The organism is Paenibacillus sp. FSL W7-1332 (assembly GCF_037969785.1).
Classification (GTDB): Bacteria; Bacillota; Bacilli; order Paenibacillales; family Paenibacillaceae; genus Paenibacillus_AQ.
In genome coordinates, this window is sequence record NZ_CP150209.1 from 6,444,984 (window position 1) to 6,469,802 (window position 24,819).

23 protein-coding genes are annotated in these 24,819 nt (G+C 51.8%); 6 read left to right on the forward strand and 17 right to left on the reverse strand.

Translation table 11 applies throughout. The annotated features are described in order from the left end of the window. Positions 1-182: 182 nt before the first annotated feature. Entirely contained in the window at positions 183-1,499 is a 1,317-nt protein-coding gene (xylA, locus tag MKX98_RS29400; protein WP_071219634.1) for a xylose isomerase, read from the reverse strand. Between the two features lie 367 nt (positions 1,500-1,866). Between xylA and MKX98_RS29405 the strand changes: the two genes are divergently transcribed. Both MKX98_RS29405 and MKX98_RS29410 read left to right on the forward strand, forming a co-directional pair. Further along, positions 1,867-3,039, forward strand: coding sequence for an ROK family protein (locus MKX98_RS29405; protein WP_339219896.1), 1,173 nt, complete (start codon positions 1,867-1,869; stop codon positions 3,037-3,039). Between the two features lie 153 nt (positions 3,040-3,192). Next, positions 3,193-3,396, forward strand: a complete 204-nt coding sequence (locus tag MKX98_RS29410) for a hypothetical protein (protein WP_339219898.1) — start codon at positions 3,193-3,195, stop codon at positions 3,394-3,396. Positions 3,397-3,516: 120 nt separating this feature from the next. Here the strand turns inward: MKX98_RS29410 and MKX98_RS29415 are convergent, their stop codons facing one another. The 4 genes from MKX98_RS29415 to MKX98_RS29430 all read right to left on the reverse strand — a co-directional run bounded on the left by MKX98_RS29415 (position 3,517) and on the right by MKX98_RS29430 (position 8,704). After that, complete coding sequence (locus MKX98_RS29415) at positions 3,517-3,753, reverse strand: glutaredoxin family protein (protein ID WP_006212730.1); 237 nt, start codon at positions 3,751-3,753, stop codon at positions 3,517-3,519. A gap of 67 nt (positions 3,754-3,820) precedes the next feature. After that, a complete protein-coding gene (trxB, locus tag MKX98_RS29420) occupies positions 3,821-4,762 on the reverse strand; it encodes a thioredoxin-disulfide reductase (protein WP_071219637.1) in 942 nt (313 codons plus the stop codon). Positions 4,763-5,236: 474 nt separating this feature from the next. Next, the gene (locus tag MKX98_RS29425; protein WP_339219902.1) at positions 5,237-7,258 is read right to left on the reverse strand and encodes a heavy metal translocating P-type ATPase; all 2,022 of its coding nucleotides are present in this window, start codon (positions 7,256-7,258) and stop codon (positions 5,237-5,239) included. Positions 7,259-7,594: 336 nt separating this feature from the next. Then, the gene (locus tag MKX98_RS29430) at positions 7,595-8,704 is read right to left on the reverse strand and encodes a PEP-utilizing enzyme, TIM barrel domain protein (RefSeq protein WP_194544612.1); all 1,110 of its coding nucleotides are present in this window, start codon (positions 8,702-8,704) and stop codon (positions 7,595-7,597) included. 266 nt (positions 8,705-8,970) lie between these two features. Here MKX98_RS29430 and MKX98_RS29435 point away from each other — a divergent pair, with 266 nt between their 5' ends. After that, the gene (locus tag MKX98_RS29435; RefSeq protein WP_194544613.1) at positions 8,971-9,585 is read left to right on the forward strand and encodes a hypothetical protein; all 615 of its coding nucleotides are present in this window, start codon (positions 8,971-8,973) and stop codon (positions 9,583-9,585) included. An 84-nt stretch (positions 9,586-9,669) separates the two neighbouring features. On the opposite strand, the gene MKX98_RS29440 is transcribed toward MKX98_RS29435, so the two are convergent. Beyond that, positions 9,670-10,962 carry a homocysteine synthase gene (locus MKX98_RS29440; protein WP_220683868.1) on the reverse strand — a complete coding sequence of 431 codons (1,293 nt, stop codon included), beginning with the start codon at positions 10,960-10,962 and terminating at the stop codon, positions 9,670-9,672. A gap of 153 nt (positions 10,963-11,115) precedes the next feature. After that, the gene (locus tag MKX98_RS29445) at positions 11,116-11,943 is read right to left on the reverse strand and encodes an SDR family oxidoreductase (RefSeq protein WP_339219908.1); all 828 of its coding nucleotides are present in this window, start codon (positions 11,941-11,943) and stop codon (positions 11,116-11,118) included. A 235-nt stretch (positions 11,944-12,178) separates the two neighbouring features. On the opposite strand from MKX98_RS29445, the gene MKX98_RS29450 reads away from it, so the two are divergent. Continuing rightward, entirely contained in the window at positions 12,179-12,436 is a 258-nt protein-coding gene (locus tag MKX98_RS29450) for a DUF3949 domain-containing protein (protein WP_071219645.1), read from the forward strand. Between the two features lie 75 nt (positions 12,437-12,511). Here MKX98_RS29450 and MKX98_RS29455 read toward each other — a convergent pair whose 3' ends face one another. From MKX98_RS29455 to MKX98_RS29485, 7 genes are all read right to left on the reverse strand, one after another. Further along, complete coding sequence (locus tag MKX98_RS29455) at positions 12,512-13,369, reverse strand: ABC transporter ATP-binding protein (RefSeq protein ID WP_071219646.1); 858 nt, start codon at positions 13,367-13,369, stop codon at positions 12,512-12,514. After that, complete coding sequence (locus tag MKX98_RS29460; protein WP_071219647.1) at positions 13,362-14,204, reverse strand: hypothetical protein; 843 nt, start codon at positions 14,202-14,204, stop codon at positions 13,362-13,364. The genes MKX98_RS29455 and MKX98_RS29460 overlap by 8 nt, the downstream gene beginning before the upstream one ends. Then, positions 14,185-14,874 carry an RNA polymerase sigma factor gene (locus tag MKX98_RS29465; RefSeq protein ID WP_071219648.1) on the reverse strand — a complete coding sequence of 230 codons (690 nt, stop codon included), beginning with the start codon at positions 14,872-14,874 and terminating at the stop codon, positions 14,185-14,187. Before MKX98_RS29465 ends, MKX98_RS29460 begins: the two co-directional genes overlap by 20 nt. A 91-nt stretch (positions 14,875-14,965) precedes the next feature. Beyond that, positions 14,966-17,167, reverse strand: a complete 2,202-nt coding sequence (locus MKX98_RS29470; RefSeq protein ID WP_339219916.1) for an ABC transporter permease — start codon at positions 17,165-17,167, stop codon at positions 14,966-14,968. Further along, the gene (locus MKX98_RS29475; RefSeq protein WP_194544618.1) at positions 17,160-18,029 is read right to left on the reverse strand and encodes an ABC transporter ATP-binding protein; all 870 of its coding nucleotides are present in this window, start codon (positions 18,027-18,029) and stop codon (positions 17,160-17,162) included. The genes MKX98_RS29470 and MKX98_RS29475 overlap by 8 nt, the downstream gene beginning before the upstream one ends. A 307-nt stretch (positions 18,030-18,336) precedes the next feature. After that, positions 18,337-19,242, reverse strand: coding sequence for an aldo/keto reductase (locus tag MKX98_RS29480; protein WP_194544619.1), 906 nt, complete (start codon positions 19,240-19,242; stop codon positions 18,337-18,339). 49 nt (positions 19,243-19,291) lie between these two features. Continuing rightward, positions 19,292-20,086 (reverse strand): sulfite exporter TauE/SafE family protein, encoded by a 795-nt coding sequence (locus MKX98_RS29485; RefSeq protein ID WP_194544620.1) that lies wholly within the window; start codon positions 20,084-20,086, stop codon positions 19,292-19,294. A 123-nt stretch (positions 20,087-20,209) separates the two neighbouring features. On the opposite strand from MKX98_RS29485, the gene MKX98_RS29490 reads away from it, so the two are divergent. Beyond that, on the forward strand, positions 20,210-20,389 hold the full coding sequence (locus MKX98_RS29490; RefSeq protein WP_071219655.1) for a hypothetical protein: 180 nt from the start codon (positions 20,210-20,212) through the stop codon (positions 20,387-20,389). A 48-nt stretch (positions 20,390-20,437) separates the two neighbouring features. On the opposite strand, the gene MKX98_RS29495 is transcribed toward MKX98_RS29490, so the two are convergent. Next, positions 20,438-20,974 (reverse strand): hypothetical protein, encoded by a 537-nt coding sequence (locus MKX98_RS29495; RefSeq protein ID WP_339219923.1) that lies wholly within the window; start codon positions 20,972-20,974, stop codon positions 20,438-20,440. A gap of 20 nt (positions 20,975-20,994) precedes the next feature. After that, the gene (locus MKX98_RS29500; RefSeq protein ID WP_339219926.1) at positions 20,995-21,906 is read right to left on the reverse strand and encodes a hypothetical protein; all 912 of its coding nucleotides are present in this window, start codon (positions 21,904-21,906) and stop codon (positions 20,995-20,997) included. Positions 21,907-22,049: 143 nt separating this feature from the next. Between MKX98_RS29500 and MKX98_RS29505 the strand changes: the two genes are divergently transcribed. Then, the gene (locus tag MKX98_RS29505; protein WP_233355087.1) at positions 22,050-22,436 is read left to right on the forward strand and encodes a hypothetical protein; all 387 of its coding nucleotides are present in this window, start codon (positions 22,050-22,052) and stop codon (positions 22,434-22,436) included. Between the two features lie 146 nt (positions 22,437-22,582). Here the strand turns inward: MKX98_RS29505 and MKX98_RS29510 are convergent, their stop codons facing one another. Continuing rightward, positions 22,583-24,772, reverse strand: coding sequence for an alpha-galactosidase (locus MKX98_RS29510; RefSeq protein WP_339219929.1), 2,190 nt, complete (start codon positions 24,770-24,772; stop codon positions 22,583-22,585). Positions 24,773-24,819 lie beyond the last annotated feature (47 nt).

Sequence of the window (24,819 nt, forward strand, 5' to 3'; positions counted from 1 at the left end):
AACCGAACATGAAAACATCGTTGGCACTTCCCCCGGCGCACGATGCGTGATCCGAGGTATGCTTGGATGGCTGTCGACCATAGCTCGCTATAGTTTCCTGATTGAAATAAGTACACCGGCTTCCCTGGAGGGAGCCGGTGAAGGTTTGGATTTCATGGTACAAGCGCTAAAGAGAGTATCGATTAATTTGCAAGAATGTACTGATTCAGAATCGCTTTCAGCATTTCTTGACGTCCGGATTCGTTCTTGCGCGGGGACTCGTTGTTCAGGGCGTACTCTGCAAGGGAAGCCAGTGTAGCCTTGCCGGATACGACGTCTGCGCCGATGCCTTCGTTAAAGCTGCTGTAGCGCTTCGCGATGAAGTCCTCGAATACGCGGTCTTCGATCAGCTTCGCTGCCACTTTCAAGCCTTTTGCGTAAGTGTCCATACCCGCAATGTGCGCATGGAACAAATCTTCCGGCTCGAAGGACGGGCGGCGAACCTTCGCATCGAAGTTCACGCCGCCGCGGCCGAGACCGCCGTTCATCAGCACTTCGTACAGCGTCAATGTCGCATCGTAGATGTTAACCGGGAATTCGTCCGTATCCCATCCGATGAGCATATCGCCTTGGTTCGCATCGAGGGAACCGAGCATGCCGTTGATGCGTGCTACGCGAAGCTCGTGTTCAAAGGTATGACCGGCGAGCGTGGCATGGTTGGCTTCGAGGTTCAGTTTAAAGTGCTTGTCGAGGCCGTACTTCTGCAGGAATGCAATTGTTGTAGCCGCATCAAAGTCATATTGGTGCTTGGTTGGCTCCTTCGGTTTAGGCTCGATCAGGAATTGGGCGTCAAAGCCGATTTCCTTCGCATAATCAACCGCCATATGGAACAGGCGTGCCAGGTTATCCAGTTCAAGGCCCATATCCGTGTTGAGCAGGGTCTCATAACCTTCGCGGCCTCCCCAGAACACGTAGTTCTCTGCGCCGAGGCGTTTGCCGACTTCAAGGCCTTTCTTCACTTGGGCTGCCGCATGAGCGTATACGTCCGCGTTGCATGTAGTGCCCGCACCATGCATGAAGCGTGGGTTCGTGAACATGTTCGCCGTGTTCCAGAGCAATTTCTTGCCAGTGGATTTCATGTGGTCTTCAATCGAATCCACGATCGTATCGATGTTGCTGTAGAACTCGCGCAGGCTGCTGCCCTCAGGCGCAATGTCCACATCGTGGAAGCAGAAATACGGAAGATTCATTTTCTCCATGAACTCAAAGCCTGCCTCAACGCGTGCTTTGGCGAGGTCCATGCCGGAGTAGTTGCCCCAAGGGCGAACCGCAGTGTCAGCGCCGAACGGATCCGAACCGCCTGCAGTCAATGTATGCCAGTAAGCCATGGCGAAACGGAGATGCTCTTCCATCGTTTTGCCGGCTACTACTTCTGTCGGATTATAAAATTTAAAAGCATAAGGGTTGGTTGATTGGCTGCCTTCGTACTCGACTTTGCTAATGTTGTTAAAATAGGCCATGAATAAATCCTCCTATACCTTGTTAAGGTGTGGTTAACGCTTACAAGGTTATCCTAACACAGGATTTCTACTTTGTCTATTGGTTAAACAAAGTTATTGCTTTACAACTTTTTCAAATCCGGTGACACCTGCTTTTAGGACTATTTCTACAAAAGATCAACACATCTCTGTTTAGCTCACTGCCTAGAATTCCTGCAATTTCATATTTAAATGTTATGACGATGGAAACCACCGAACAAAAGATTAACGCGCACCCGGGCAGCGTTACGGGCTGTTGCAATTTCCGGACTTTGCCCCTAGACTATGAGCATATCAAGTCTCCAAAACTTATCATGATCAGGAAGCAAGACTAAAAGGATGAATACACATGGCGAATATTACCGGTGACCAGGCTCTGGTCAAAAAAATAAATACTTCGATTATCCTCGATACGATACGTCAGCACGCCCCTGTCTCCCGAGCGAAAGTCTCCAAGCTAACCGGACTGAACAAGGCTACCGTCTCCAATCTCGTACAGGAGTTGTGCAGCAACCACCTGGTCCAGGAGATCGGACCCGGCGAATCCAGCGGCGGCAGGAAGCCGCAGCTGCTGCTGTTTAACGGACAAGCCGGTTATGCCGTCGGCGTTGAGCTGCGCGTCAAGCAAATGACCGCCGTGCTTACAGATCTGGAAGGCAAGATCCTTGCCGAAGAAGATACCGCCCTTGTAGGGCATGACGTGGAATCGGTGACGCGGCTGATGGTTGGTCTGATTCATGGCCTGATGCGGCAGACCCCTCCCTCCCCGTACGGGATCATCGGGATCGGCGTAGGCGTCCCTGGAATGGTGGACGGTGACGGCACCGTCCTCTTCGCTCCCAACCTGGGATGGGACATGGTGCCGCTGCAGAAGCAGCTAGAGGACGAGCTCGGACTTCCCGTAACCATCGACAATGAAGCAAACGCGGGTGCCCAGGGCGAGCTGCGCTTCGGAGCTGGCCGGGACGCCCGCCATCTCCTCTATATCAGTGCCGGCAGCGGTATCGGCTCCGGCATCATCATCAATGGCGAGCTCTATAAGGGGGCCCGCGGATACGCCGGCGAGAGCGGCCATATGTCCATCGATGCCGATGGACTGGAATGCACCTGCGGCAACCGCGGCTGCTGGGAGCTGTATGCCTCGGAGAAATCCTACGACAGCAAAGGCGCCGCTCTCCCGTCCAGGCGGACATCCGAGCTGATTCACCACGCAGAGCGAGGCCATGAGGAGACTATCCGGCATTTTGAAGAGCTTGGACGTTATCTCGGTATCGGCGTTACCAATCTTGTCAACGGATTCAATCCGCAATCGGTCATTATCGGCGGTCCGCTGTCCGACGCACGGGCTTGGATTGAGGATACGCTGCGACAGGTCGTTGCCCAGCGCACGCTTCCTTACCACCGTGAGCTGATGGAGATTCGGTTTGCCGAGCTGGGCAGCCGCTCCACCCTGATCGGCGCGGCTTACTCCGCCATCTCGCAGTTTCTGGGGCCAGTGCGAGTCTCCATGCCGATTCATTAAAATTGACGATATTTTGTCGTAATTAACACCCTGCATATTAAGGAAAATCCCGCGATTTTCCGCTATAATTAATCTCGTCCTGCAATTTAAATCACGCTTCTCCTCGTGGAGATACCGTGTGATCGTTATACTAAAGGGAGAGGAAACGCTCAAATGACCTATGTAAGCACTGCGGAAATATCGGCGGAAATGTTTGTGACCGTATTGCTGTGTCTCCTAGTTATCGCACCTTTGTTCAGTCTCGCCATCATGCGTTTTTTTCAAGGCAAGAAAAAAGCCGGCTTCATTCTCCTCGGCTCCGGCGTGGCATCTTACGTCGTATTCCAGATCATCATGACTCTGTTTTTTGGCAAGTGAACACGATCTGAGCGGACGTCGGCAGCATATCTCGGCAACAAAAAAAAGCTCCTTCCCGGAAATCGGGAAAGGAGCTTTTTATCATAAGCAAGCAATAGGCTTGCCAGAATGCTGATTAGATTACGCTTCGGGGTTCAACGCTTTGTTGAACTGGAGCTTATTCATGCCAAGAATGCGGTGCTCGCCGATGATCGTGAGCGGTACTGCGCGAACGCCCATATCCCATACTTGCTGCGCGAATTCGTCGTTTTGCTCGATGTTGCGCTCTTCAAATTCGATGCCTTGATCGGACAAGAAGCCTTTTACTTGTTTGCAGTGCGGGCAGTTGTTCGAAGTATATACAATCACATTTTCCATGGTTGATCAGTCTCCTCTACTCATGATTAGGCTCTGATTAAAGCCCGTTCGATCTCTATCTATCAGTTTACAACACAACAGCGTTGTGTTCCAAGCTCTCGATATATTTCTCCGCATCCATAGCTGCCATACAGCCGCTTCCTGCCGCGGTGATCGCTTGTCTGTAACGGGTATCCTGCACGTCGCCGCAAGCAAATACCCCTTGGATATTCGTCTCGGATGTTCCCGGGGTCGTTACGATATAACCGTTCGGATCCGTTGTAATGTTTCCGCCGAGGAAACCAGTGTTCGGATGATGACCGATCGCCACGAATACGCCGCTGACTGTAATCGTCTCCTCTTCGCCAGTTTCATTATTGAGTACTTTGATCCCTTTGACGCCTGTCTCGTCCGCGATGACTTCCTGCGGCGTGCGGTTCAGGGCCCATTCGATTTTCTCGTTAGCGCGGGCGCGGTCCTGCATGATTTTCGATGCACGAAGCTCCTCCCGACGGTGTACCAGTGTTACTTTGGATGCAAAGCGGGTCAGGAAGTTCGCTTCCTCCAGCGCGGAATCGCCGCCGCCGACAACAACGATCTCTTTTCCGCGGAAGAAGAATCCGTCGCATGTTGCGCAGGTACTTACACCGCGTCCTACATTATCCTGTTCTCCAGGAATGCCGAGATATTTGGCCGTTGCGCCCGTAGAGATAATCAACGTTTCGGCAACTACCTCACCCATACCGTCTACGTCCAGCTTGAACGGACGCTCTCCGAATTCCACGCTGTTCACCCAGCCTGTACGAAATTCTGCGCCAAAACGTTCAGCCTGCTGACGCATATTGTCCATCAGCTCAGGACCCATGATGCCTTCGGGAAAGCCCGGAAAATTCTCAACTTCGGTTGTGGTGGTCAGCTGTCCGCCAGGTTGCGGACCTTCAATGACGAGCGGGCTCAGGTTTGCGCGAGCCAGATAGATTGCAGCCGTAAGGCCGGCAGGGCCTGTGCCTATAATAACGGATTTGTACATATCGTTTCCCTCCTATATATGGAACGCTTAATTATAATCATTATAAATTAATATTAATTATGGTTATATCGGAGCCGTCTGTCAATATGTCACATCACACCCCCTCCGAAAATATTGTTAATCCATTCTTCATAATTCGAAATGTAATCCAATATTTTGGGGAAATGAACTTCTTTCTCCCAAGAAGGCGGCGATCTTTTGGGCCCGGAAGCGTTTACTTCGCAAACAATCGTACGCGGAGAGAGGGTTATATGAATTTAAGGGCACCACAAGACTCCCCCGCTCATTTAACGAAAGGAAGATGAATGTTTGATGAAAAAAAGGACAACCCTTGGCAGCGAGTCCTTGCATGTCGAACCTAGCAGCGTAGGGAGAAATCGAGATCGTCCACGGCCATTGAGAGCCAACAAACAAGAATCCCCTTCTTCTCACGAACGAAAAGAAGGGGACTTTTAACACAAGATACAGATTCGATTAACGGTTAGTGCGCAGCAGACGAAGCCCGTTCAGTATAACCAGAATGGTGCTTCCTTCGTGACCGATGACGCCCAGCGGCAGCGCCACGCCTTGAATGAAATTGGCTGCAATCAGCGTCAAAATCACGGTGATGGCAAAGATCATATTTTGCTTCACGATACGCTGTACCCGGCGTGCAACCTTGACGGTGCCGGCAATTTCATCGATATTGTCATTCATAAGCACCGCATCCGCTACCTCCAGCGCCGTTCCGCTTCCCGAAACGCCCATGCCGATGCCGACGGTCGCAGTAGCCAGTGCCGGTGCATCGTTCACTCCGTCCCCAACCATGACCACATGGCCGTAACGGGCCCGAAGCTCCTTAATATGTGTAACTTTATCTTCCGGCAGCAAATCGGAGAACACCATGTCTACGCCGCTCTGCTTCGCAATCACGTCGGCCGTCGCCTTGCGGTCCCCCGTCAGCATTGCTACCTTGATGCCCAGTTGCTGCAGCCGTTTAACGGCCATTGCCGCTTGAGGCCGGACCGCATCCTGCAGAGCGATCATGCCCGCGATACGGTCTCCCTTCAGAATAACGGAAACCGTCTTGCCTTCGGATTCCAGCATGTTCCGGATGGACAGCCAGTGCTGGCGATTCTCTTCAAGCGCGCTCAACTCCTTTTGCGCGGAAGCTGCACCGGAATGCTGATCAATAGTCGGATGATCCAAAATATCGCTTTTCCCTATTTTCCAAGTGATTCCTTCCACTTCCGCCTGCATACCCCATCCAGTTATGGACTGTCCGTTCTCTACCTGCTGCAGCGCGGCCCCCTCTTTCTCAGCCGATTGGACAATCGCCAAGGCCAGAGGATGCTTCGACATTCTTTCGATAGAAGCACTGATGCCAAGCAGTTCATGCCGATCCCACCCTTCGCCAGCGATAAAATCCGTAACTACCGGCGTACCGAGCGTCAAGGTACCTGTCTTATCAAAAGCAACAACCGCCGTGCGTGCCATATTCTCGATATGGGCGCCGCCCTTGAACAATACGCCTTTTCTGGCGCGATTGGAAATCGCCGACAGCATCGCAGGCATGATGGAGGATACCAGCGCACAAGGGGAGGCAACTACGAGAAACACCATCGCTTTATAGAAGGTCGTATCCCAATCCCATCCCAGAACGGGAGTAGCCAGAACAATCAGCGCCACGGTCGCAATGACAACGACACGGGCATAAATCGATTCGAACCGCTTGATGAACCGCTGCGATTCCGGTACTTCGTTCTCCGCTTCTTCCACCAGCTTGATAATCTTGGCAAACAACGTGGATTCCGCCGACTGGGTAACCTCAATGTACAATACGCCTTCCCCGTTTAAGGTGCCTGTGAACACTTCATCGCCTACGGACTTATCGACCGGTACGGATTCCCCGGTAATCGAAGCCTGGTTGACGGAGGAGCTGCCGCGATAAATTTTGCCGTCTGCCGGAATAAGCTCGCCCGGCTTTACCAGAATCAGATCGCCGATCTCCAGCTTGTTGATGGATACCGATACCATCTCTCCCTTCTCAATGCGAAGGGCCGTTTCCGGCTGCAGCTCCATCAAGGACGAGATATCCTTGCGGCTTCTCTCCATGGTATAACTCTCAAGCGCGCCGCTGAGGGCAAAGATGAAGATCAGCATCGCGCCTTCATTCCAGTACCCGATCGCTGCAGCTCCCATAGCAGCAGCAATCATCAGCAGATTCACATCCAGATCGCGCTCCTTCAGAAGGGTCTCCACACCTTCTTTCGCTTTCACCCATCCGCCGACGGCATAGGATATCACATACAACACAACGGAGAGCGGCTCAGACCATTGGCTGGTCAGCCAAGCGATCAGCATCAACAGGCCGCTGCCCAGCGCAGCCACGACCTCCGCGTTGCTCAGCAGACTGCGTATATCCCACTTCCCAGGCTGCCGCGGCTCACGAGGATCAGCTCCATTTTCTATTGTCGATATGCGTCCAGTCGTCGTTTGACTTTGTATCCATTGCATAACCAATCACCTTCCTAGTTGAGAATGAGATCCATTATTACTACCCTTAAAATGACACATGCTGCCCCGGCTTCGCCGGAGCAGCATGCTAAATGAGAATGAGAATCATTTTTGAACTTATACAATTTATTTTCCTTCGTACAACTTTATAAGTATCATACTCACTTCATCCTCATTTGTAAACCATATTTTTCACATTTTTTAAATACTGAAGAGTACCTATTGGCGTCCCCTGTTATTGAAGATGAACCTCTATACGTAAAAAAAGCCCTTGCGTTCTCTCCGCAAGGACTTCTCTTTAATCCTTCACCTAGTTTGTTAAGCGCTCACATTCCATCACTCGACAATCGTCGAACATCTGCGGCGCATCTCCAGCCTCGCACCGGTTATTCGAATGGCTGCAATCTCTGAGGACTGACAGCACACCTCGTGTATGCCCTGTCGGTAAACCATCCGCAAATCCGTGGTAGCCACCCCATTGATCCGGAGCGTTAATTGCGGCTTCGTTCGCTTAATTCGATGGATCATCTCGGAGAAAGCCGTGACCCTGTGCCCTGCCTCATCCGACGATCCGGAATTCTCCGTCCCCTCCGAGTCGAATACAATCACATCGGCCAAACGGGCAATTTCCGCTGCCGTCGCTGGATTCATCCCTTCTCTGAGAAGCGCCCCATAACGAATACGCACAAAACGTCTTTGATCCATAAGGGTCTGCTCTGCCACTTCTTCGATAAAATTATGAATCGATATAAAGTCATCCGCGTGTGCCGGACGTACAGCCAGGAGCTCTAATTGGCAATCCACGCCTTCCTCGCTGCACTGCTCCATAGCCCGGAACAAGGACTCCAGCTGAGCATCCTGCGCTTCACGCAACTCCATCGTGTTGGAAAGCCGGGCATCGTGCAGCAAGCTGACCGCACACCTAGCTCCAGCCGCCGCCTGAAACACCGATACCCAATAGGTCATCCACAGCATGATAAGTCTCCGCCTCAACAGGACGCTCTTCTCTGCGCTCCGCGAATTCAACCACGCCGTGTAAACCTCCTGCAGCAGGCCATGCTGCACAGCATCCTCCCCGCGTATCAGCCCGATTCCCTGAGCACCTTGACTGATATCTCGTGCAATGGATTCAGGGTCTGCGGATCGGCTCATGACTTTCAGTCTTCGGTTCCTGTCACTCCACCCCAGCAGTCGGGTCAAGGAAGGTCTGTCCGTGCCGTTATGCCGAATCCCGGAAACCCTGAGGGCTTCTTCAATATCGTCAGGCGATGCCAATAACAGCAATACCTCCTCATGGGTGACTCCTCCTGCCATTGCAAAATGCTTCAGCAGATCCGTCTCGGGAGAAATCTCGTTTGCCCCAATCTCTTCAACTCCGATGAACTCTTGATCTTCAAATCGACGCTCTCCCAATTCACTGCGTGCTCCCCATTGCCTTTCCGTCATGGTTATCCTTCTACTCCCTTTCACCTTGAATTGGATAAACGCCTCCTTACAGATTATTATGAAACATTTGGAAATATACAGCCCACGGAATAAACACCGGCTGAAAAATAACAAGACGGAACAAACCAAGCACCCTGCTCTCCTTATACCGGATAACTGCGCAAGGGTGCGGATGCCTGACTCTATCTGTTTATCCTCATTTCAAGGACTGGATAAAACCTATACAATGGAGGAATGAATCCATCCCGGAAAAAGGAGAGTAGCACATGAGAACCGATTATGACCATTGGGAACCAATCAGCGTATCGGATGCCGCTGGAATTTTTGCTGAAATCCCTGCTCGTTGGTATATCGCCGGAGGTTGGGCTTTGGATTTATATTTGGGGGAGCAGACCAGGGAACACGGCGATATCGATATCCTGATCCTGCGCGAAGAGCAGGCCGCCATTTACGCGGCATTAGCCAAAGAATGGACGCTGTACAAAGCGGATCAAGGAACCTTATCCCTCTGGGAGGAAGGCGAATATTTGCACTCGGTTGGCGATGTATGGGTAAGCCGGAATGAGGAAGCCCCCTTCTCATTCCAGATCATGCTGGTGGAGGTCGAACTGGACAGCTGGGTTTATCGCAGAGAACCATCCGTTCGAAGACCGCTCCAAGATATATCCTTAATAACAGACCAAGGAATTCCTTATCTAAAACCAGAGATACAGCTCCTGTATAAAGGAGGAAGCAAGAACATCCGTGAAAAAGACGAACGGGATTTCAGGAAGGTCCTGCCTTTCCTCGATCGACAGGCTGCAGGGTGGCTTGCCCAAGCGCTGCGGACGCAGTTTCCATCGGGTCATCCATGGCTCGACAGCATGGATACAACCCCGTAGCGGCCTTGCGACAACAAAAAAGAGCACCTTCCTCCATATACAGGAAAGTGCTCTGAGATTTATTTGAAATCCATCAGTCAGCCTTTACTCCTGACTTGCCGCGATAGCTTGACCCAGATCATACAGGATATCATCGATAGACTCGGTCCCGATCGACAGACGCAGCAATTCCGGATTTACGCCCGCTGTAAGCTGTTCGTCTTCCGTCAGCTGCTGATGCGTCGTGCTCGCCGGATGAATGATAAGCGACTTGGAATCCCCGACGTTGGCCAAGTGGGAGAACAGCTTCACATTCTCGATCACCTTCTGACCTGCCGCTGCCCCGCCTTTGATGCCGAAGGTCAGGATAGCGCCTTGTCCTTTCGGCAGGTACTTCTTCGCCAACTCATACGAAGGGTGACTCGGCAGCCCTGCATAGCTCACCCATTCCACCGCCTCATGACTCTCCAAGTACTGGGCAACCTTCAGCGCATTCTCGCTATGGCGCTCCACCCGGAGATGCAGCGTTTCCAGTCCCTGCAGCAGCAGCCAGGAATTGAACGGGGACAGCGATGCGCCGATATCCCGCAGCAGCTGCACGCGCGCTTTGATGATATAAGCGATCGGGCCTACTGCCTCTGTATATACAACGCCATGATAGCTTGGATCCGGCTGCGTCAATCCTGGGAACTTGTCATTAGCCGTCCAGTCGAATTTACCGCTATCGACAATGACCCCGCCGATGGAGGTACCGTGGCCGCCGATGAATTTGGTCGCGGAATGAACGACGATATCCGCTCCATATTCAATCGGGCGCAGCAGATACGGGCTAGGGAACGTATTGTCGACGATAAGCGGAATACCGCTCTCGTGCGCGATGGCCGCAACGGCTTCCACATCCAGCACATTCCCCTGCGGATTGCCGATCGTTTCGGCAAACACGGCCTTCGTTTTGTCATTGATCGCTTTACGGAAATTCTCAGGATCCGTGGAATCCACGAAATGCACCTTGATCCCCAGCTTCGCGAGCGTATTGGAAAATAAATTATAAGTACCGCCATACAAACTCGAGGAAGAAACAATTTCATCACCTGCGCCTGCAATGTTCAGAATGGAGAAGGTGATGGCTGCCTGCCCGGAAGATGTCGCCAGTGCGCCGGCACCGCCCTCGAGCGCTGCAATCCGCTTCTCAAACACATCCGTGGTCGGGTTCATAATACGCGTGTAGATGTTGCCGAATTCTTTAAGCGCAAACAGATTCGCCGCATGTTCGCTGTCTTTGAACCCGTAGGAAGTCGTCTGATACAGAGGGACAGCGCGGGATAATGTGGTCGGATCAAGCTCCTGACCGGCATGAACCGCTAAGGTTTCAATGGAAAATTGGCGTTCTTCTGACATGGGTGTTTCCTCCCTTTTCTTCATATGGAAAGTATGATGATTTCATAATTTCTCCCATTCTCTCATACTTTCTCTCGTTTGAAAAGAGAGATAACCCACTAAATTTATCGGAATATTTATTATACATTCTTCTGCATGCACCCGTAAGTCCCCTTACTCCTTGTCCTCCTTATACACTCTACCCCATCCATATCCGGCTTCCGGGGACGTATCCTCCGGCATGCCCGGCAAGATTAAACCGCCGTCTATACGGAGGTTGATGCCGGTAATGTAGGATGCTGCATCCGAGCAGAGCCAGGCAATCGCTTCCCCGATGTCCGACGGCGTGCCGAGCCTTCCCAGCGGAATCTTTCTGCCAAGCGGCTCGTCCTCTGCCGATTGGTCCGGCTTGTGAACGGTTGCCCCCGGTGCCACGCAGTTTACGCGGATGCCATGTGGAGCCCACTCAAGCGCCAGGGATTGTGCGGCACGTATAAGCGCTGCCTTCATGCCGCCGTAAATGCTGTCCTTGGGATAGGCTCTCTCTCCCCGTGAAGACGTGATGAAGATGATATTGCCCGGAATTCCCTGGGCGATCATCTCCCGAACAGCATATTTGCTAAGCAGCATCGGCGCTCGAAAATCGAGATGAACCGTCATGTCCAGCGCGTCCTCTTCAATCTCCGTGAGCTCGTCATATAGGCCGATCCCCGCATTGTTCACCAACAGATCGATCCGGCCAAACTCCTCTATCGTCTTTCGTATCGTATTCTCCGCTTCACTGCGAACGGTCAGATCGCTTTGGATAATAAGAGGCGTCTTGCCATAGATATGGCAAATATCCTCTGCCATGTCCAATATTCCATCTTTACTCGAATTGTAGGTCATCGCCAGCCGATATCCTTTTTCAGCCAGAACCTTGGCAATCCCTCGTCCGATACCGGCGCCTGCACCCGTTACCAGAGCCACCTTCTCCATTCCTTGATTACTTACGGTTCCCATTCAACTCGCTCCCTTCTCCATCATTCATGCATGCCACGATTACGCCGCTGTTCAGCGAATACGCGCACCGTGCCTACCCTTCCTTACCCTGTTCTGAAACGGATGATTGGCTTTCGATAGATAAAGTCGGCATGACGCGTTCATATTGTAAATATTTGAATCCATGCCGAGCTTTAATACGTAGTGTATATTAATATGGCTTTCCATATACGATAAACCAAAGGAGCGTGTACGAATGAGTTCTGAGATGTGGATTATTGCGAGCGTTCTGGTCGCCGCATTCCTGATCATGATTCCCGTACAGTACCGGTATATTGCAGCGTTAAAGGAAGATCCCCGAAGGCAAGGTGTCGATCAGGAAACGTATTACAATAAGATGTCGTTTCAAGAAGAACAGCTCCACTACAATACGCAGGTCTTGTTTTTACCTTCCACCATGGTTGCTTCGTGGATATATAATTGGAGGCATAAGAGCGGAAAAATGACCAAGTAAGCGGCTTTAAACGGATGAAAACGCAAAAATCATCGCCCGAATGAAGGCGATGATTTTTCATGATCCAAGCTATACTCAGCCGCGTCTGGCTAAGGCGTTCATATGTAGGAAAAAGGTATCCTCCAGCGTAGGCGCCTTCTCCACAAATTCGGGACCCGGCTGCTTTTTCCCCATCAGCCTTACTCTCATGTGATGTTCCGTCATTTGAAAATGAATCAGCAGCTCCTGCGGTATCCGCTCGAAGGCTTCCAGATCGATCTCGCCTTCCCAGACGCTGGAGGCCACATTCAGCTTCCACTGGGTCGGTGAACCGATATACCGGATGCGACCGCGGTGTATCCATATCACGGTATCCGCCGCCTCTTCCCATTCGTTCAGCTCGTGGGCGGCCACGATCACCATTCTGCCTCTGGCGTACTTGGTCAGGTACGTGATAAGGAATTTGCGTTCCTCGGCGTCCATACCGTTTAACGGCTCATCGAGGAATAGAAAAGAAGGAGAAGCCAGCAGCGCCTGTACGACGGCAATGCGCCGCTGCACCCCTTGCGACAAATTCTTGACCTTGCTCTTGCGAAAAGGCTCCAGCCGAAAGTCCGCCATCAGCCTGTCAATGGCCTCCGGGTTATAGACGCCCTTTAATTCCGCCATATAGGTCAGCAGCTTGCCGACCTTCATATCTCCATACAGCTCGATATCCGCCGGGACATAACCGATTTGGCTGCGGATTAGCGGCAAATGATCCCCTGCCCTGCGCCCGCTGTACAAGATCTCGCCTGCATCGGGCGCCTGCAGCGTGGTCAGCAGCTCGATTAGGGTGGTTTTTCCGGCGCCGTTCGCCCCGACGATGAGGTTCAGGCCGGATTGAATCTCCGCTTTGTCGATTTCAAGCCGGTACGTACCCGCCTGTCGTTCCAGTCCTTCCAGCCTAATCATTGGCCATTCTCCAGGCTCCGTTCAGCTTCAAACTGCGTCCGTAGGAAGAGACGAGCAGAATCACTCCGATAACAAGCAATGCCATGTCCGTCATCATTTTACCGCTCATCGAAACGCCGTGATCCACGATTTGTCCTTGAATCACGATCCACATGCCGTAGACCAGGACGGCCGAGATCAGTGAGACGACCATGCCTTTGCGAAACAGCATATACATCGCAGCTCCTCCCGTCACCAGCAGAATCCCCATCCACTCCAGGATAAAGGGTCCGAATAAAAAGCGGGAGGTTTCCGCCTGGATGGATCGCAGCCCGAGCGCGAGGGTACTCAGCAAGGCCATTCCGATGACGATACCGGTCACTAGCAGCAGGCGGGTATACAACACAAGAGCCGGCGGGTATGGGGTCAAGGTCTCCACGGCCCGCATCCCTTTATCCCAGGTTCGGCTGCTGAACAGCATCGATACAATCAGCAGCAGCGGGGTAATCAACGGAAAAATGCCGCCGGGCAATCCGGCAAACTGATCCAATGGATACTCCGGATCGATCAGCAGAACCAACATGCAGAATACCGCGCCTGCTGTGAGCAGAATGGATCTTTGATTCAATCGGATCTGGCTCCGGAGAATCTGTTTTAATGAGGGCGGGTCGACCTGCGGATTAAAATCCAGCTTGGGGGACTCGGGCTCAATCCTGAGCTGATTGAACTCTCCCTGAAGAGACGCAATGAGCTGCGCCGTCTCATCCGGTGACGGCGATGGAAGAGCAGCGCGTCTAAGCGGGCCGCGAAGCTCGTCTTCGAGTCTTCTCAATTCATTATCGAATGGATGATCCATGGAGATACACCTCACTTTCTTTTACTTTGCTCTGCGAATCCGGCTCTTCCGACTTGGAGCGGTTCCGTACCTGTTCCTGGGGACTCCTCTCCCGCGTCCTTCGGGACGAATGAACGGGTACCAAATCGGAATGCTCCATGGACAATGTTTTCTTCAGCTTTCTCAAGCCGTTATATAAATGCGTTTTCACCGTGCTTAAGGGGAGGTCGACCAGGTCGGCGATTTCCTGCAGCTTCAGATCATGAAAGAATCGAAGAGATATGACTTCCTGTTGTATATCGGGCAGGCTCTCCAGAGATGCTGCAATCTCAAGCGAGGTTTCCTGCCTTTCCACGAGTTCCTCCGCGCCGGGTGCAGGGTCGTATGCATCCGGCATCTCCTCACCCGCCAGACCTTCCGACCTGTAGGATGCGCTTTTCCAATAATCCTTGCACATATTCAGAGCCACGCGATAAAGCCAGGAGCGAACATGTTCCAGCGTGCCGTGCTGCTTCAGATGCCGAATGAGCCGGATAAACGTTTCCTGAACGATATCCTGGGCTTTTTGCCTGTCGGCCAGCCTCTGGGTCGTATAACTGAGCAGCGGACCATGGTACCTCGTCACCAGCATTTCAAAAGCTTCCTGGTCGCCGGCAGCCATGCGTTCGGACAGTTGCTGATCGGAAATCATGCCTTCCCCCCCCCTTTCTATGTGCATTCTAATCTTCCCATTATATCTATTTCTCAATTATAACCGACCGTGTGCATGTGCATAGTCGTCATTATTTGACATTCAACATGGCATCCCATTTCTGCTGCCACTCTTTGTACGTAATCGGGCTCTCCGGATTTAAGTACGAATTCCGTTCGGTGCTCGGGAGCATCAGCCCTTGCTGGTAAAAATGAACCAGCAGCTCTTTGACCCGCTCCCCTCTGCCTTCTTCCAACGCCCTTCTGACTTGCTGAGCCATACTTATCCCTATTTTGTTTTGAGGATCATCGCCGTCCCCATTCCGGTAAAGGAGCTGCTGTACCGATCTAAGGCTTCCATAATCCTCTCTCAGCTGTTTATCGCTAAGCCCTTTCTCTTCCACATAATACACATACCAGAAAAGACTGCTGATCTTTCCGCGCACATCTCGTTCCGGATGTTCAAAATAATAATTAAGCCCATCCTGGTTGCCAAACAGAATCGAGTTCATCCATTCGCCCGACAAGTTTGAGTAGTTATATGTGTACTGGTTCGAGGACAGAATCAGACGATGGTCCACCCGGGGATAATCAAAACCTTGACCTAAATATAAGATCTTGTCGACGTTGCTGTTGAACGCGGGTACCCACTTGGAGAAATAGTCATATTTTTTTTGCATATCCCGAAGCATCAACACGGATGCCTTCTCCAAATATGGCGTTGTCACGATGGTAATCGGGAGATCATTCCGGCGGATTTCCTTCCAGAACCGACCTCCGTACAGGGAGATGTTCTGCTCGATCCCCCTATCCTCAAACCGCTGGTAGCCGGGCCTCCGTTCCAGCTCCTGCATCCCCGTATACAAGGGAACCGGATACCCTTCCACCTCCAGCTTCATCTCACCGAAAGAATAACGCATCCGGCCAAATTCCCAGCCCAAATAAACATATTTCGGAGGACGGTCTTCGTTATCACTCTTTAAATATACATGCTGATGACCCGGAAGCGGATACCACGCGATAAATCCATCCAGTTTAACTTCGGGACCCACACTGTAAACCGAAAATTCCTCACGGGAGTACCCGGACATAAAATCCATGACCTTGCCTCTATATTCCAGCTCGGCTTGAATGTCGCCTCTCTTGGCATCGCCGACCATCCTAACCGATAGCCGATCTCCCTGTCTGCGATAAGGAGCGTCAATACCTTGAAGTTGGACACGCTCAAGCTTGAACATCCGGTTCAGGGTTAACGGAAGCTGCCTCATGCCCGATAATTCGGAGGCGGGTATCGTTAGCTTTGCCATCACGCGAAGTTCATCGTTTGGCAGCCGCTTCAGTTTGATATCATAAGAAGAAACATGATAAAAGGATCCAGCTTCAGGATCATCGATATAAGAAACCGTAGGGTCTTCAAGCTTCGCATCAATTTGGGCATATCGTTCCGCCCATAGCGTGCCGTAAGGTACCGCTGCAGCTGCCGTCAATACGACAGCCCCGAGCACCGCGAGCCATCCCGCTTTCAGCAGCATCGTAGGGCGTTTGCGGTTTAACAAGAACAAACACACCGTTAGCAGCAGGAACGTGAAGGCAAGCACGAACCACCGGGAACTCATTAAATCTTCGCCAAACAGGTCGTACCCCCAATTCTCATATTCAAACCGATTGGATTGAAGGAAGAATTGATTGAGGTGAAACACTTGGGCCGGCATCCATCTTAATTCGCTGATAATATAAATTTCCATGAAAAACGTTCCGAACATCCATGCACAGAAACCAATCAAATAAACGATCCGATTCGGAATGCTTGCCCCGAGAAGCATGGCGAGCGCGAGTGTCACCATGTAGGAAACCTCATACTGGACAGCAAATTGCATGGTATGCATCATCGCAATATGACCGGCGATTCCTTGGCTAACCGACAGGATATAAAATATAACCGACGTCGACAATGTGAACAGGGAAAAGTACAACAAACTGACCACATATTTCGACGACAACAAGGTAAAGAAAGATACAGGCAAGCTGTGATTCCATTCAAAGGATCGACGGCGGACATCCCGGCGAATGGACAAGATGCCAATTAACATAGCCGGACCCAGGGTCATCGTATGACCCAGCATGTGGAAGGAGTAAGCCGCCGTGTACAGATTATGGTTCGGCCCGTTGCCGCTCGCCGCCTGCAGCATCATAATGATGAACAGAATCGCATAGATGATCGGAAGCGAGGCAAACAAAGGATTGCCGAACAAAAGCCGAAGCTCAAGAAGACTGTGCCTCCACCATTTATGCATGGCGATCCCTCCGCAGCAGGCTCAGATACCCATCCTCCAGAGTCGGATCCGCGGGAAACGCCCCTGCAACCGGAGGCGCTTGGCCGATAAACCGGCAGAGAACGCCTTCCGGGACGGTTCGGGTAGACACGACGGACATGGGATCAATCAAGGCAAATTCATCCGGACTCATCACCGCTTCCCATACTTGTCCCTTCCCGCAAGCCTGCAGTTCAGTCAGGCTGCCATTCATGGCCAACCTCCCCTTGTTCATGACTGCGATACGACGACAGTTGCTCTCGATATCGGCGACGATATGGGTGGATAACAGGACTGTCCGGTCGATGCTAAAGCGGGTTAACACATTCCGGAACCTGACACGCTCCTGGGGATCCAGCCCGGATGTCGGTTCGTCAACGATCAAGATATCAGGCGATCCCAATAATGCTTGGGCAATACCCAACCGCTGCTTCATTCCCCCGGAATAAGTGCGAACTTTTTTATCAGCCTTTCCCTGGAGATTCACCATCTCGAGCAGCCTGGAGATTTCCTTCTGCCTGGCACTCCGTTCCGTGATCCCTTTCATAGCGGCCACATAATCCAGATAATCTCGGCCGGTCAGCTGCGGATAAATGTGAAAATGCTGGGGTAAATACCCGATCATCTGCCGGATCTCCTCCGGCCGTCCAATCGATATCCCGTTCACTCTTACCTGCCCGGAAGTCGGCGTCAATAAGGTTGCCAGAATGCGCATCAGCGTGGTTTTGCCGGCGCCGTTGGGGCCTAGCAGACCCGTCATACCTTTATCCAATTGTAGAGAAACATCCAAGAGCGCCCAAGCGCCCTTGCGATAGGTTTTTGATAGATGCTCAATGGTAATCATTCTAGAATCCTTTCACCATTAACGATTATGGCATAAGCCGCGCGGTTTACGTTACTTGGAACGAACCATCGTCTCAAAAAGTTTGGCATTTCCAATCTTTTGACGCCAATTCATATATAAGGTACAAAAAAGCCCGTGATCCTTAAAGCGGATTGCGGGCATGATCTATATTCACCTAACGTCAGGCTCTTATTCAGTTATTATAACATGCAAAGATGGGGTTCATCCGTAAACCTTCAGGCCGTAAATATTTCATGTCCCGAAAGATTAACGGGATGGATCATTCACAGGCTTATTTCACCGATCATTACCGATGAGCCTCATATTGGTTGGCACGACTGATCGCCTGGATCGATTGGATGTCCTGCGGCGATAACTCTTCTCTTTTTCCCGCCGCCAAGTTATGCCGCAGCTGTTCAAGCGAGCTTGCACCAGGGATGGTGCAGGCAACTGCGGCATGGGCCAAAGCATAACGAATAGCCAGATGGGAAAGATCCGTGTCACCGCCAACCTCTTCAAGCTCCTTGAGTACAGCGAGCAGCTCATTTTTGCTGTAATCCAGATAGCCCTTCTCGGCTTTGGCTTGTCCACGGTCCGTTAAGATGCCGCGGGCAACGGGTCCCCGTGCAATGACGGATATTCCGTTCTCAGCAAGCAGGTCGAGCACCGCTTCCTCCGGTCGCCGGTCCAGAATGCTGTACTGGCTCATGACGCTGACGATATTGGATTTCGCAACATACTCGCGGATGACGTTCGGCCGGATGGACGAAATGCCATAGTATCGAATCCACCCTTCCCGCTTCAGCTCTTCAAAAGCTTCAATCGTCTCGTCAATAGGATCATCTAACGTCCCCCCATGAAGCTGATACAGATCGATATAATCCGTACCCAATCTGCGGAGGCTGTCCTTAACGGCGGATTTGATGTATTCCTTGGAAGGATCCCATACCCAGCCTTCCTGTCCCGGTACACGACGGTTGCCGACTTTGGTAGCGATGATCACATCCTCGCGCCGGCCTTGAACCGCTTGGCCTACCAGTTCCTCGTTACGGCCTTCGTCGTACAGATCCGCTGTGTCCAGAAAATTCACGCCCCGGTCCAGCGCTTCATGGATAAGCTTCACGGCTTGTCCCTCATCCGTACCCAGTGACATACAGCCCAGCCCGATTTCGCTTACATACAATTCCGAAGATCCCAGCTGATTGGTTCTCATGCTTGATCCCCTCCTCTTCCCTATAATGAATAAGGTTCTACTTCTTTACTTACCCTAAAATATCGATCCAGATCTTCACGGCCGTAACCGCAATGAGAAGTGCCAAGGCGTATCGCAGCAGTCGGACATTCATCTTGCGACTGATGATGGCGCCGAAGGGGGCACCCATCAAGCTTCCAGCAACCGCGAACAAGGACGGCCAGATCGGAATGTCGCCAGAGGCGATTTTGCCGACAACGCCCCCGACCGCGGACAGAAAGACGATCGCGAGTGATGATGCGATGGTGATCCGCGTCGGTATCTTAAGGATCGTCAGCATGATGGGGATCAGGATAAAGGCGCCTCCAGCGCCGACAATCCCCGCAATACCGCCAACGATAAAGGCGGCTCCCATTGCAATCCCCGAGTGATAAGTCACCTCGCTAACCGACCTGTTTTCCATGGTTGCCCGGGTCGGCACAATCATCAATAACACGGCGATAACCGCCAGAAAACCGTAGATCACGTTAATCGTACCGCTGGTCATCAGCATCGAGGACAGACTCCCGATCAGACTGCCAACCAAGGTACTGATCCCCATCTGAATGACCAATGGCTTGTGAAAGTACGACTCACCGCCGCGCGAACTCATCCGGTTGGTGATCATGCCTGACAATGAGGCGAAAAATACCTGCAGCATGCTGATGGACGCCACTTCCTTGGAGGTAAAGGCCTCCAGTCCAAACCAGGAAGGAACGTAAAGCAGCAAGGGAAAGTTAATGATCGCTCCGCCAATTCCCAGCAGTCCTGAGAAAAAAGAACCGATGATACCTATAAAGATCATGACTACAAGCTGCACTATCAAGGTGATCGATCTCCAATTCAATTTAATATCGTGACGGCGCACATTGCTATTGAATGTGCCCCGTTGTTGATTTATAATAAACCCAAGTATTTATATCGGAAATAAAGGAGGTGTATGGTGACCATGTTGAATAAGCTGAAATTCCTTTTTCAGGACCGTTGCCCCGACTGCGAGCAGAAGCTGATTTCCAGGCAGGAAGACATGGCTACGATCAAGCATTGCCCGGATCACCACTACACCGAAGAAATATATAATCAGCTGGGAGTTACGATTGTCTATCATCCCAGCAAAGATAACAGTTAAACTTGGTTTAAACTCTTATTAGCAATTACGGGCAGAAGTCTTTGCGCTTTATTCCTTTCCCTCTGCCCATTCCCGTCCGGCCATCCTGACGAGAAGCAGAACCGCGATCTCGGCAATCATCACAACGAGCGAGCATACAAAAATCACAGGGATCATATCGCCTGAATCCAGATTTAAGATGAACGGGTAGGCGATAAGCCAAAGCAGCTGCGCTGCCATAAACAAGTGCCCACGGAAGCGCGCCTTATGATCCAATCCGGATTCGGCGTCTGTGAAATTGGCTTGGATGCCTCGGCAGATTCCGAAAATCAATACCATATGCAAGCAGACGGCAGGCAGTTGAATCAGCAGCCCCTTCACCGATTGCATAGGCACGCTCCCTGTCCCCACCTCAGGAAACCAGAATAATGAAAGAACCGACCAGATCAGCAGCAGCCAGGCTGACAGATGACCTGCCCTAAAATATCCGTTTAATGCCTGAAGCCGCCATAATCCCGAAGCCATCAGCAGGTATCCCAGCATGTCCGGCAATACATCCACAAATTCGATCTTAAGGTCGACCAGTACAAAGAGCAGCCCCCACACGATGCGATAACAAGTGCTCCTCATGACCCCTTCCTGCTTTCCCGGACAAATTTCGCCATTTCTTGTTCCGTCGGACTTGGTTGATAAGGAATCAGCGTGTCTTCATAACATCTCCGCCCGCGTTCCTCTATAAAGGTGCTTCTCAATATCAACTGATATACCTGCATACTCTTCTTAAGCGATGGCATATCAAATTGATGGCTGATTCTAATGGAATCCCCTTTATTAATCTTAAGTGGAAGCTGAATCTCGTCGATAGGTTCACCTCTTAACTCGATGTGCGCTTCCGAAGGCTGCGACTGGTAACTAGTACCCGGTATTAGTCCGGAAATGTCGGCATGGATTCGAAGATCCCCCTCTTCTGCGATATCCAGCAATTTAGAAGAGAACGCCGTTAACTGAAGGTTCCGCTTCACGACGGCAGATTCGTAGCCCGAGTTATCGGAAGAGGATCCGCCGGACGTCCACGATACCGGATGTTGTTCTTCCTGATCATATACGCCAGGCCATATGTAAATCTCCCCGATATCCACTTGTTCCGAGGTTCCATCGGAATATAGGGCGGTAATCTCTCGAACGAGAACCGGTTCCTTAAGCTGCTCTTCTTCTGGGGCTTCTTCCTCAGGAGCGGGTTTATTCAAGTTCACCATCATTTTGCCTAAGTATTGCCTCTGATACTCTGCATATTTGGGGTATGGCGTTACGATCTGTTCGGGATAACCTTCGATCCGGATGGAGCTTAACGTCTTGTCTGATCGTTTGTCCTCTACATAATACAAGTCAAATACGCTGCCTCCCCCTTCCCTCGTCTCCACATGATGCTCAAGGAATACGGTTCTTCCCAGTTGGTTGGCTTCATAATACCAGACATTCCCGACCCAGCTGCAGGCTACGAACAGGATGGCGAGAACATAATACCATTTCTTGCTCATGGCCCCTCCTTATGTATCATGCGATTGTTCCATATTATTTAACTATATTAACACGTAAATAGATGAAGAGGGTTTGATCAGCGTTAATTTTCATATGCTTCTGGCGGAGAAAGCCCATGAATTTGAAATAAGGTTACGCCATCATGGACAGACTAGTTGAAGCCACCCTAAAATCAAGGAAGGTGTTCATGATGAATCCATCGATCGAAGAGGTCACCCATTGGCTTCAATCCAAAAGCAATCACACTCTGCACATATCCAAGCAAGAAGAGAAGGATCAGGATCAGATTAAAATACAGCTGGAGCGTTTTGAACACCAGCAGCATCAAGAGCAGTCCATCGACGGTTATGGAGACCGCCATGCGCTCCTGCTGCACGGCCCCGGCGTTGTCATCACGGCCGGCCATGAAGCGCCCCTGCCAAGTGATGCCTTCGTCATTGGACTGGACGGGTTAACGGCTGCGGACATCCAGGACCATCAAGTGGTGCTCACTACGGATCGGAGTACCTATTCCATCACGACAACCTAAAGAGCAGCCGGAATGAAACAGCAAGAACCGCCAGAGTTGTTGAGCTCTGACGGTTCTTTTGGCTTTATTTGCTTATTCTGAATCTATACTATACATAACGCTTGCGCTCGGGGCGCGTTTGGCCCCCCTTGGCTTGAGTCAACAGCTTACACTCGCTCGAATCTCCACATGAAGCTCTGGAAATCGCCATGCATCGCGGGAATGGCCAATCCGGCGTTCATCAGTCGGTCCCCGCCGTAGATGTTCCCATCCTCCACGCACCGATAATCCCCTTCCGGATCCAGCCCTGCCGTGCGCAGCCACACAATCGGCTCATTCGCCTCGCTTAAGATGCGGAAGTAATACAGCACCGCTTCCGAGCGATCCTCGGAGACGATGGTCCAGGCTGCTTCGTTCCCTTCGAACGGATTCCGAAGGCGATAGAAATCCCCGAACTGCACCAGATGCCGAATCTCCTTGTACAGTTTCACCTGCTCGCGGACCTCTTCCTTTTCCTGCTCACTGAAGGCCGTCAGGTCAAGCTCATATCCGAAATTGCCCGACATCGCTGCATGGCCTCTCGTACGCAGCGAAGTATTCCGAAACACCTGATGATTCGGAACGGCGGACACATGGGCTCCCATGGAGCTTAGAGGATACACAAGGCTCGTTCCGTATTGAATCTTCAATCGGCTGACGGCATCGGAGTTATCGCTTGTCCACGTCTGCGGCATGTAATACAGCATCCCCGGATCATAACGTCCGCCGCCGCCGGAGCAGCTCTCAAACAAAATATGCGGGAACTCGGTCGTCAGCTGCTCCATCACCCGATACAACCCCAGCATATAACGATGGGCCGTTTCCCGCTGGCGCTCAGGCGGCAGCGCAGCCGATCCGATTTCCGTCATATTCCGGTTCATGTCCCACTTCACATAGGTAATCGGCGCACTTTGCAGGATGCTCCGAACCATATCGGCCACCGCATCGCCTACTTCCTCACGGGAGAAGTCCAGGATCAGCTGCTGTCTTCCTTCCGTTCGCCGGCGTCCCTCCACATGCAGGCACCAGTCCGGATGCTGACGGTACAGATCGCTATCCGGCGAAATCATCTCCGGCTCAAACCACAAGCCGAACTGCATATCCAGATTGCGGACCCGCTTCACGAGATCCTCCAGGCCCTCCGGCAGCTTGTTCTTGTCAACGACCCAATCCCCAAGGGAAGTCGTATCATCATTTCGCTTGCCGAACCATCCGTCATCCAGCACGAACAGCTCGATACCGAGATCCCTTCCGGCGCTGGCGATCTGCTCGATTTTATCCGCATTAAAGTTAAAGTAGGTCGCTTCCCAGTTGTTAACCAGCACCGGGCGCGTGGCATCCCGGAATTGCCCCCGGCTCAGCCTTGTACGGTACATCTTATGATAGCGTCTGGACATGCCGCCGAGGCCCTCCGCCGAGAAGACCATTACCGCTTCCGGCGTCTGGAACGATTGTCCCGGCTCCAGCAGCCAGGAAAAATCGAATGGATTCAATCCCATCGTGACCCGGGCTGTTTCGTATTGATCCACCTCAACCTGCGCGGAGAAGCTGCCGCTGTATACAAGGCTGAAGCCGTACACCTCACCGTGCTCTTCGCCGGCGCCTTCGGACAGCAGCGCAAGGAACGGATTATGGTTATGGCTGCTTGAACCCCTGCGGCTCTCAATTCCCTGCATGCCGGGAGATAATCTCCTGCGCTGCACATGGCGCTCTCTCGCCCATGCCCCATGAAGATGCAAAAGATCATAACGGCTATGATTCATATCCACGCTGGCGCTCATGGCCCGCAGCAGGGTGATGTTCTCCTTGCTGTCATTACGGAAGGACACGGAACGCGTGATGGCGTCGAACGCATTCATGACCGTATAAGACAAATAAATCGTCAAGCCGCTTGCCCGATCAAAAAGTTCCAGCTCCAGCGTATCCGCCTCGGCATCCTGTTCCGTGTATACGGCAGGCAAGCCTTCCAGCTTCGGTTTGCCGCTGTATATCCGGTGACGGACATATTCCGCTTCGGTGACCGTAGTCCCGTTTGCCAGCTGTACCTGATACGCAGGCTGCCGGAAATCGCCGCTGCCGTAGCCCGGATATTCCTGAGGCAAGCTGTCCAGGGAAAAGGAAGCATCCTCGCGAAACGGCGTTGGCGAAAAGGATGCTCTTCCCCGGCGTTCCAGCAAATTGCCGACGCGGTTATCGCGAATCCGGCGCCCCCAATAGGCATGCGCCGGATAAACGCCCCGCACAAGCTCAATCACGTAACTTGACCGATCGCTTTGGAGATGGAACACTCCCAGATCTTCATGAAAATGTATACTCACTGCTTTTTGCCCCCTAACAAGGTCCGAGTTAAATCTCCATGGTCCTT